The sequence below is a fragment of the Psychrobacter sp. bablab_jr014 genome, assembly GCF_016464015.1.
Lineage (GTDB): Bacteria > Pseudomonadota > Gammaproteobacteria > Pseudomonadales > Moraxellaceae > Psychrobacter.
Window position 1 is genome coordinate 105,233 of record NZ_JACDXT010000021.1, and the last position, 9,734, is coordinate 114,966.

The window sequence follows — 9,734 nt, forward strand, 5'->3', positions numbered from 1 at the left end:
GAGCGGTTGTTTTTACACATTATTATCTGGATACCTGATGACCACTTCTTCTCAAACTGCTGATATCCCTTCTGTATTGCAGCGCATCGTACGCACCAAGCAAGACGAAGTTGCTCAGGCGCGTAGCGAGCTGCCGCTAGAGGCGCTCGCCGAGCAAGCAAAAAACGACAATACGCCAAGACGCGGTTTTGCTAAGGCATTACGCAGCGCTGATATCGGTATCATCGCTGAAGTCAAAAAAGCCTCGCCGTCAAAAGGCATTATCAATCATAACTTTGAGCCTGCGCTGTTTGCTGAGCAATATCAAGCGGCGGGCGCAAGCTGTTTGTCGGTATTGACTGACCGCGATTATTTCCAAGGCGATGATGCCTATTTACAGGCGGCGCGCGCAGCAACCACCCTGCCCGTTTTGCGTAAAGACTTTATGATTGATGCGTATCAGATTTATCAATCTTACGTGCTGGGCGCGGATTGTATTTTACTGATTATGGCGTGTCTTGATGGTGCCACCGTACATGAATTGCACGCGCTTAGCATTCAGCTGGGCATGGATGTATTGATTGAAATCCATACCGAAGAAGAGCTGCAACGCGCCCTAACCCTGCCGCGCTCAACGCACAATATCTACGGCATCAATAACCGTAACTTAAATACCTTTGAGGTCGATTTGCAAAACACCTTGGCATTAAAGGCGCAGCTGATTGCCGCTTTATCTGCAAATACGTCTGCTGATGACAGCGCTGAAAAACCGCTTATCGTGACCGAAAGTGGCATTCATAGTGCCGCCGACATTGAGCTGATGCTGGGGCAGGATATTCGCCACTTTTTGATTGGCGAGCAGTTTATGAAAACTGAGCATCCTGGGCAGGCGTTACAATCCCTACTTGCGAGCGTGAACACAAGGGCGTAAAGTGTAGCTCATTATCCTCAGCATGAAGCCCCGAGCTGTTTTGGGGCTTTTCTTTTTTCATTTATCGATACAGTAATACACATATTGTTATGGCAAACTCTCTATTTTCAAAAGAAATGCAAGACCAGCTCAAAGAGCTAAAAGGACAACTGACCAAAGGTCGTGACACCACAGACGCGAACGGCGATGGGCAAAAGCCAACCGAGCCTGTCTCTTTACCTACCCAAAAACAAGTCAAAAAAACCGTTAAGCAGCTCGATAGCGAGCACATTGATGACGATAAAGTTTTGTTTATGCAAGCCATGCACGGCGTCAAGCAGCTCAAAGACAAAAACACACGCACGCCAACGGCAGCGGACAAGAGCATAGCCGTAGACGCGACAACGCTATCGAAGCGTGCCGCGGCGCAAGGTGCGGACACAGGCGGTCTGGACGCGGGGCTGTCAGACATGAAAGCGCTACTGAACCCTGTCGCTAGCGAAGCCTATCTGTCATTTAAACAGCCGACACTACAAAACAAAGTCTTTACGCAATTAAAGCAAGGCAAGCTACGCTGGTATGATGCGGTCGATATCCACGGCTGCACCATTGAAGAGGCGCGCGAAGCCATGACCACTTTGCTGGTCCAAGCCAAAAACAACAATGAAACGGTCGTTAAAATCGTACACGGTAAAGGCAGCGAAGCCATTTTGAAAACCTGCGTCAACGGCTGGTTACGTCAGTTGCCTGAAGTCTTGGCATTTTGTTCAGCGCCACCAAAAGATGGCGGTAATGGTGCGGTCTTGGTACTGCTTAAAAAAACCAAAGACGACGATAAGCGTTAATCGAAGACTTTAACTTTGTCGCTATTTGAGTAACAACAGCGACAGACCAGACAGACACAAAAAAGGCTGCACAATGCAGCCTTTTTTATTGCGTATGATTTAAACCACTCAATAACCGAGCTTCTTTTTCATACGCCGAAAGTGGTATTTTGCCACGCGGGCGATTTTGGGCGTCTCTGCAGCATCTTTCACTCTAGCATCTTCTGTGGTCGTTTCAGTATTAGCACCAGTATCGCTGTCTTCTTTATTCAATGCAATCGCGTCATTGTCAGCAGTGTCTTCTGCTGTATTTTCTAGTTTTGGCAGATTGGCAGGCGCTTGTGGGGGTTCAGAGTCGTCATCTTCGCCTGTCAGCTCATTTTGATTGACAATCAACTGCTGTGTGGGCAAGGCGTGCTCAACGTCATACTTGTCGACTTCGTTTAAAATATCGACAAACAGTAGATTTTGCTTGTCATAAAACTCAATAATGCCTGTGGCATTGACATAGGCTTGCAGCTGAATGACGTAACAGTCTTGACGCAGCTCATTGATATTGACCTGATTCCACTCTTGGTTGGTCAGCTCATGCTTGTCTATAAAGGTATTTAAATCTTTCACCAGACGAAAGACTTCGTCGATTTTCGCCGTACGCTTTAGATAAATATTATTTAAAAAGCGGAACATATCACGCGCAGCATAGTTTTCGATATGCATTGAGGAAAAGTCACCATTTGGAATGGTAACAATAGTGCGGCTCAGTGTGCGCACCCGTGACGAGCGAATGCCGATGTCCACAACTGTGCCTTCATACGCACCAAATTTACAATAGTCACCCACGCGCACAGGCGAGTCTGCGACCACCACCACACTACCGACCAAGTTCTCAATGGTCTTTTGCGCACCCAGTGCTAATGCCAAACCACCGACACCCAGCGCTGCAATACCTGTGGTTAAATCAAAGCCCAAATTGCCAAAAATGACAATAGTGGCGAAAATCAGCAGCAGCGCTTTGACGATTTTCCGCAATAAACCCAATATTGATACGCGCTCAATATGATTGCGCTTATAACTCATAGCCTCAGCGCGACTAAAGATAGCATCGATGACCCGTAAAAGTAACCATGTCATCGCAAGCCACGACGCAATCTCAGTAAAGCGATTGACAGGTTCACGCAAGGTCACTGATACGCCTGCGTATACCATCACTTCAGAGAGCATCAGCGCCATAATGACGACAGATAATGGCAAAATCACCTTTCTGGTCAATGGCAAATTTAACCCGCGCACGCGTGGATACGCCAGCTTAAGCAAATGATACAGCAGCCAAACCAGCACATAGGTCAGCACAAAGCTACTGATGGTCAACACCACCGCTGCCACAAGATCCGTCAGCTGATAGCCAAACAGTTTTTTGTCTTGCAGTGTCTCTGAGGTATAGCGCGCAACCAAGGTGGGCTCGGTGTTTTCTACCACTTCTGCTAATGGCTTGAGCGTCTCGTTAGAGAATTGCCAATACTGCGCACCCGTCTTAGACGTCACACGCTCTAAGAGTAGCGGGATGTTTTGATCACCGATACGAATATCACCCACGCGCTCTTGGCTTGGTGGCAGCTGATCGGTCAAATTGCCTTCAGCAACATTACTAAGCTGCAAATCGGTTTGAAACCGTCCGCCAGCATCCAGTGCCTGTTTAAACTGACGAATAACGGTTGCAGGATTATCAGATTTAGATAAGTTTAAATAATTGCTTGCCAGCAAATAGTCGTTGTCACTCAGCGCGCTGATAAAGCCTTGTACCGTCTGACGCGGCGTATCACGACCGAATGGGTCAGGCACTGCAGCTTCAGTACTGCTCTCTGCGGCACTGCTGTCATTAATACCGAGCACACTGCCTTCTGCCGACCAAGCCATGACTGGCAGTACCGTACACAGTAGCATGACCAGCCAGCGTGTCTTTTTTCCTATAGCGGCCCATGCATGACCACGGCTTTTGTTATTTTTGCCCTTATTATCCAAACCCCACCTCTTTATGATGTTCTTATCTTATGCAGCATCTTAAGGCAATCTATTAAAAAGCAAAACCCTATATAATGACGCTAAACTTTAGTTCTGGTACAGCATATCTATCATACAAGCGGTCTTATTGAAGCATACTCAATGTAACCTGAATAAACATTAGTAAAAAATTGGTTTATAAACGTGTAATATTTTTAGATAATGTGTCCAGCCAGACACCTTTATATATTAGTTTGTCTGTCAATTCATTTTGCTTTGTTTATCTGAGAATCTTTTATGATGCTATCGCCTTCATCTTCGTCCGCTTACCTCCGTTTATGTGTGCTTAGCGCGCTTAGCGTTATGGCTGTGCAAGCCAACGCCGCTACTACCGATATTGACGAAAGCAATCAACCGACTGCTAAGCTTGATACCATCGTCGTGACCGCCAGCCGTACGCCCACTAAGGTCGAAAACACCATCGCGCAAACCCGCGTCATTGATGAAGAAGAACTTAAGCGTTATCAGGGTCAGACTGTGGTCGATGTATTAAAGAATCAGCCTGGTATTAATATCACACAAAGTGGCGGCATGGGCACAGCCAGTAATTTTTATATGCGCGGCTTTGATAGCAAGCAGGTCTTGGTGATTATCGATGGGATACGTTATGGCTCTATCTCTTTAGGTAGTCCATCTCTGAACTTGTTGGCCGCAGACCAAATCGACCGCATCGAAGTTTTGTATGGTTCGTCAGGCTCTAGCATCTACGGCTCTGACGCTATGGGCGGAGTTATCCAGATTTTTACCAAAGGCAATAACGTAGAGCAATCCAATGTTTCTACAACTGTGGGTTATGGTAGTAACAATCACTACCAAGTCGGCATCACAGGTCAGCTGAAAAATGATACGTCATCCTTGAGCTTGGGTGTCAGTCGTAACGAAACAGATGGCTTTAACGCCATTGCCAATAGCAGCTCGGCTGACTATAACACTGACGATGATGGCTTTAAATCTACCAATGCCAGTCTAGCATTGCAGCATAAGCTATCAGACTCGCTAAGCGCGGGAATAAGTGCCTTATATACCGACTCTACCACTGATATTGACTCAGCAGGCAACGTCTTTCCAAATGCCTATTCAGACCAAAAAAACGGCAGTGCCAATGCTTATCTTCAATACAAAACGCCTTTAACAATCAGCAAACTTAGCTATGGTCAAAGTATTGACAAATCGACTACTCATGACGCCAATTCTATTGATTATCAAAAAGGCAGTCAGTACGACACCACGCAAGAGCAAGCACGTTTAGAGACCAGTATCAACGCGCAACCTGGTACTGTGATTATTGGCGCAGAATGGTTGTCACAACAGCTAGACGCCTCAGATGTTTTAGATTTTTCAGGTTATCCTGATCCAGCTGTGCAAACCCCTTATAACCCTGAGGACAGAACGGTCAAAAGTGCCTTTGTTGGTTATCAACTGGCAGACACTTATTATGATGTGCAAGCCAACTACCGCGTGGATGACAACTCGCAGTATGGTCGTGAAAGCACCTACAATCTAGGAGCGGCGATACGCCCGTTGGCTGGCATGCGAATCGGTGCCAACTATGCGACCGGATTTCGCGCACCAACCTTTAATGATTTATACTGGCCTGGTTTTAGCAACCCCAACCTAAAACCCGAAAGAACAGAGAACACTGAAGTATTTGTTGAATACGTAAATGATGCCCAAACGTCACGATTGACAGGCTATTACACCGATGCAGAAGACCTGATTTCTAGTGCAGCAAATATCAGTGAAGCGAAAATCAAGGGGTTGAGCCTGACCTCCGACTGGAATATGAATGCCTTTATATTTGGTCTCGGTTATGACTACTTGGATGCCAAAGACAAAACGGCAAATAGCGCAAGCTATAATCAACAGCTTGCCTATCGTCCTAAAAACAGCGGCATGGTTTATGTAGGCTATCAGCAACCGATGTTCGATGTTCGCCTCGAAGCCAAACATACCGATGATAGGTTGACAGCGGAAAACAATAAACTTGATAGCTATACCCTGCTTAATTTGAGCGGCGCGGTTTATATCACTCCTAATCTTCGTGCCAACTTGCGAGTAGACAATATTACTGATGAGGATTATACCCTCGCCAGCCAATTCGGTAATGAATACGCCACAGAAGGAACCAGCTACTTCGGCTCACTTACCTACGATTGGTACTAATACTGACACGAAACTTAAATTGTAAACAAATCAAGGTCACCCAACGGTGGCCTTTTTTTATGACGACAACACTTACGATTTTCCGCAGCCAATAGGTGACAATCACAGACTCATCCATTACAATAACCGCGCCGAGGGGTGTTGCGTCATAAAGCATGTTTTTATGTTAGGCTCGGTAGCAAAAGGGGGTTGATACTCCTCACTGCAAAACAACGGCACCTGCGTTTTTATTCTTTTTATCATACCCAGCGATAGGAGCATATTATGGACGCAGTGTCGACTACCTCATCTGCCCATACCATCGACCCTTCTTTTACCGATTATAAAGTTGCGGACATCAGCCTTGCCGACTACGGTCGCCGCGAGATTACCCTTGCCGAAGCCGAAATGCCAGCCCTTATGGGTCTGCGTCGTCGCTATCAAGACGAGCAGCCATTACAAGGCGCAAAAATCCTTGGCTGTATCCACATGACCATCCAAACAGCCGTACTGATAGAGACCCTAGTGGCGCTCGGTGCTGACGTACGCTGGACCTCATGCAACATCTTCTCAACCCAAGACCACGCAGCAGCAGCCATTGCAGCAGCAGGTATCCCTGTATTTGCGTGGAAAGGCGAAACTGAAGAAGAGTACGAGTGGTGCTTGCGCCAGCAATTGCATGTAGGCGGCGAAGCCTCAGGCGAGCTGTGGGATGCCAACCTTATCCTAGATGACGGCGGCGATTTGACCGCACTGATTCACAACGACTACGCGCAAATGCTCGATACCATCCATGGTATCTCAGAAGAGACCACCACGGGTGTGCATCGTCTGATTGACATGTACAAAAAAGGCACGCTAAAAGTCCCTGCCATCAATGTCAACGATGCGGTGACTAAGTCAAAAAATGACAATAAATACGGCTGCCGCCACAGTCTAAACGACGCTATCAAGCGCGCAACCGACATGTTCCTAGCAGGTCGTCGCGCTCTGGTTATCGGTTATGGCGATGTGGGTAAAGGCTCAGCGCAAAGCCTACGTCAAGAAGGCATGATTGTTCGCGTATCAGAAGTCGATCCTATCTGTGCGATGCAGGCGTGTATGGACGGCTACGAAGTCCTATCACCATACATCGACGGTGACAACACAGGCGGCGCAGAAGGCATCAATACCCGTCTGTTAGAAGACACCGATTTGATTGTGACCACCACAGGTAACTATCACGTGTGCGACAAACACATGCTGGCAGCCCTAAAATCAGGCGCTGTGGTCTGTAACATCGGTCACTTTGACACTGAGATTGACACTCAGTTTATGCGTGACAACTGGCGCTGGTCTGAAATCAAACCACAAGTACACCAAGTGTACCGCTCAGATGATGACAATGATTACCTCATCTTGCTTGCCGAAGGTCGCCTAGTGAACTTAGGTAATGCCACAGGTCATCCATCACGCGTGATGGACGGCTCATTTGCTAACCAAGTCTTGGCACAAATGTACCTATATGAGCATAAATTTGCCGAATTACCCGTTGACGAGCGCTTTGACAATCTGTACGTTAAAGTGTTGCCGAAAAAGCTAGACGAAGAAGTCGCCGCAGCCATGGTTGCAGGTTTTAACGGCACATTAACCAAATTGACTCAAGAGCAGGCCGACTACCTTGGTGTGGCGGTTGAAGGACCCTTTAAGCCTGATGAGTACAAGTACTAAATAACCAGCACAACACAAGGAGTGTTATCGTGAGTAAACCTGCTTTTTCTTTTGAGTTTTTCCCCGCAAAGACAGATCAAGGACACGAAAAGCTATTAAACACTTACGATGAGCTCAATCAGCTAAATCCTGCTTACTTTTCAGTCACTTACGGTGCGGGTGGCTCTACCCGCAGCCGTACCTTGAACATTGTTGAGGCGTTGTGCGCGCGCGGAGACACTGAAATTGCGCCGCATTTATCCTGCATCGGTGATGATAAGGAGCAGATTAGTGAGCTTTTGGCGCATTATAAAAACTTGGGCATTAAGCGCTTAGTCGCCCTCCGCGGTGATTTACCCTCAGGTCAGGTCGGTATGGGACAACTTCCCTTTGCCCTTGATTTGGTTAAGTTTATTCGCGAAGAGACTGGCGACTACTTTCATATCGAAGTAGCGGCCTATCCTGAGATGCACCCACAAGCGCGCAACTTTGCTTTTGATATTGACAACTTGGTCAATAAATATCAGGCAGGCGCAAATGCGGCGATTACCCAGTTTTTTTATAATGCTGACAGTTATTTGTATTTGCGTGACGCCATTGAGCAGCGCGGTGTCGATACCGAGGCTCAGCCGCTTATCGCAGGTATTATGCCTATTACCAATTCTAGCAATATTCTGCGTTTTGCGGACAGCTGCGGGGCAGATATTCCGCGCTATGTACGTAAGCAGCTTTATGATTTTGGTGATGACCGTAAAGCGATTCGTGAGTTTGGCTTTGAAGTCGTGCATCGCTTGTGCTCGCGTTTAGTTAGCGAAGGCGTGCCTGCACTGCATTTTTATACGATGAATAAAGTTGAGCCGAATAAGCGCTTGGTACAGGCACTGGGCTTGGCAGACTAAGCCCATGGTCATGGTGATGTTATAGACAAGCTGGCATCTTAAGCGATGCCAGTTTTTTTTGTTTATTGATAAAAAAGATGATGGCAGTCACCTTCATGGCCTGTAAGTTATTTCAGCAGTTGTCCGTATATTTTATTTAATTGCCGTCTTTGTTTGATTTTTACTAACAAATGCTCAGTATTTTTGCTATTCTTTTTTTATTATATATCTTGGAGAGCTTGTGCGACGTTTTTTTTATGCCCCTGAAGCGAGCAGTAGCGCAGACACTTTTGCCCCACTCGCCAGCCATGCACTTGGTGATACTTTGTCCTTGACGGAGAATGTACAGCACCATTGGTGCCGTGTTTTGCGCGCTAATGTGGGCGATACGGGGGTATTGTTTGATGGTTTCGGCGGTGAATATGTGGTCGAACTAGAGACGATTAGTAAAAAAAGTGCGACCGTGCGTCTCTTAGAGGCGTTTGATATCCAGCGTACCGCGCCAATGCTGACCAAAATTGCGCTGGTAATGAGTCGCGGCGACCGTATGGATTATGCTATCCAAAAAGCCACAGAGCTTGGCGCATCTGCCATCCAACTTTTAAGCAGTCATCATGGCGAGGTCACATTAAAGCCTGCCCAAGTTGAAAAAAAACTGCTGCATTGGCAGCAAGTCGCCATCTCAGCTTGCGAGCAATGCGGCCTAAACCGCCCGCCTTTAATTATTGCCCCCATGCCTATCAATGCGTGGTTGACGGCTGAAGCAGATGCGCCACTTTTGGTCAGTGAGATTATCGCACCCTTGGCGCAATCCCCATATTATAAGCAGCTGCTACGCCCTGCTGATATGCGTATCGTATTGAGCGTACCCGCCGCAGGCATGCCTACCATGCCACCTACCCTAAAGACCATTTTACAAAAAGATATGCCATATATTGAGCTATTGATTGGCCCAGAGGGCGGATTGAGCATGGATGAAATTATACACGCACAAAGTGTTGGCTTTGAGGCTTGGCAGATTGGTACACGGGTATTGCGTACTGAGACTGCGCCTGTCGTGGCTTTGGCAAGTTTGCAAAGTTTATTGCTATAAGCTTATCCAAACTAGGTGTTTATTAGGGCGTGTTGACCATTCGACCATGGCACTGACAGCGACTATTTTTTAGGCGATTCGAGGTTAAAAATAATAAGTTTAGTCATTCTAAGCGCTTATTTTTAACGATGAAGCGGCAAAAAAGAGTCCTGTCCCTGCGG

7 protein-coding genes are annotated in these 9,734 nt (G+C 46.9%); 6 read left to right on the forward strand and 1 reads right to left on the reverse strand.

Annotated features, from left to right (window positions below; translation table 11 throughout):
* The first annotated feature begins 37 nt into the window (after positions 1–37).
* Both trpC and JIE71_RS06760 read left to right on the forward strand, forming a co-directional pair.
* Positions 38–910, forward strand: a complete 873-nt coding sequence (gene trpC, locus JIE71_RS06755) for an indole-3-glycerol phosphate synthase TrpC (RefSeq protein ID WP_199507971.1) — start codon at positions 38–40, stop codon at positions 908–910.
* 89 nt (positions 911–999) lie between these two features.
* Positions 1,000–1,734 carry a Smr/MutS family protein gene (locus tag JIE71_RS06760; RefSeq protein ID WP_199507972.1) on the forward strand — a complete coding sequence of 245 codons (735 nt, stop codon included), beginning with the start codon at positions 1,000–1,002 and terminating at the stop codon, positions 1,732–1,734.
* A gap of 108 nt (positions 1,735–1,842) precedes the next feature.
* On the opposite strand, the gene JIE71_RS06765 is transcribed toward JIE71_RS06760, so the two are convergent.
* On the reverse strand, positions 1,843–3,732 hold the full coding sequence (locus JIE71_RS06765) for a mechanosensitive ion channel family protein (RefSeq protein ID WP_228284573.1): 1,890 nt from the start codon (positions 3,730–3,732) through the stop codon (positions 1,843–1,845).
* A gap of 342 nt (positions 3,733–4,074) precedes the next feature.
* Here JIE71_RS06765 and JIE71_RS06770 point away from each other — a divergent pair, with 342 nt between their 5' ends.
* The 4 genes from JIE71_RS06770 to JIE71_RS06785 all read left to right on the forward strand — a co-directional run bounded on the left by JIE71_RS06770 (position 4,075) and on the right by JIE71_RS06785 (position 9,573).
* Positions 4,075–5,934 carry a TonB-dependent receptor gene (locus tag JIE71_RS06770; RefSeq protein ID WP_228284574.1) on the forward strand — a complete coding sequence of 620 codons (1,860 nt, stop codon included), beginning with the start codon at positions 4,075–4,077 and terminating at the stop codon, positions 5,932–5,934.
* A gap of 264 nt (positions 5,935–6,198) precedes the next feature.
* Entirely contained in the window at positions 6,199–7,623 is a 1,425-nt protein-coding gene (gene ahcY / locus JIE71_RS06775; protein ID WP_199507974.1) for an adenosylhomocysteinase, read from the forward strand.
* Positions 7,624–7,649: 26 nt separating this feature from the next.
* Complete coding sequence (gene metF, locus JIE71_RS06780; RefSeq protein WP_416232019.1) at positions 7,650–8,501, forward strand: methylenetetrahydrofolate reductase [NAD(P)H]; 852 nt, start codon at positions 7,650–7,652, stop codon at positions 8,499–8,501.
* A gap of 220 nt (positions 8,502–8,721) precedes the next feature.
* A complete protein-coding gene (locus JIE71_RS06785; RefSeq protein ID WP_199507976.1) occupies positions 8,722–9,573 on the forward strand; it encodes a 16S rRNA (uracil(1498)-N(3))-methyltransferase in 852 nt (283 codons plus the stop codon).
* Positions 9,574–9,734 lie beyond the last annotated feature (161 nt).

Coding starts and splice junctions, on each gene's coding strand:
- trpC (WP_199507971.1), top strand. CDS start 38: ATGACCACTTCTTCTCAAACTGCTGATATCCCTTCTGTATTGCAGCGC.
- JIE71_RS06760 (WP_199507972.1), top strand. CDS start 1,000: ATGGCAAACTCTCTATTTTCAAAAGAAATGCAAGACCAGCTCAAAGAG.
- JIE71_RS06770 (WP_228284574.1), top strand. CDS start 4,075: ATGGCTGTGCAAGCCAACGCCGCTACTACCGATATTGACGAAAGCAAT.
- ahcY (WP_199507974.1), top strand. CDS start 6,199: ATGGACGCAGTGTCGACTACCTCATCTGCCCATACCATCGACCCTTCT.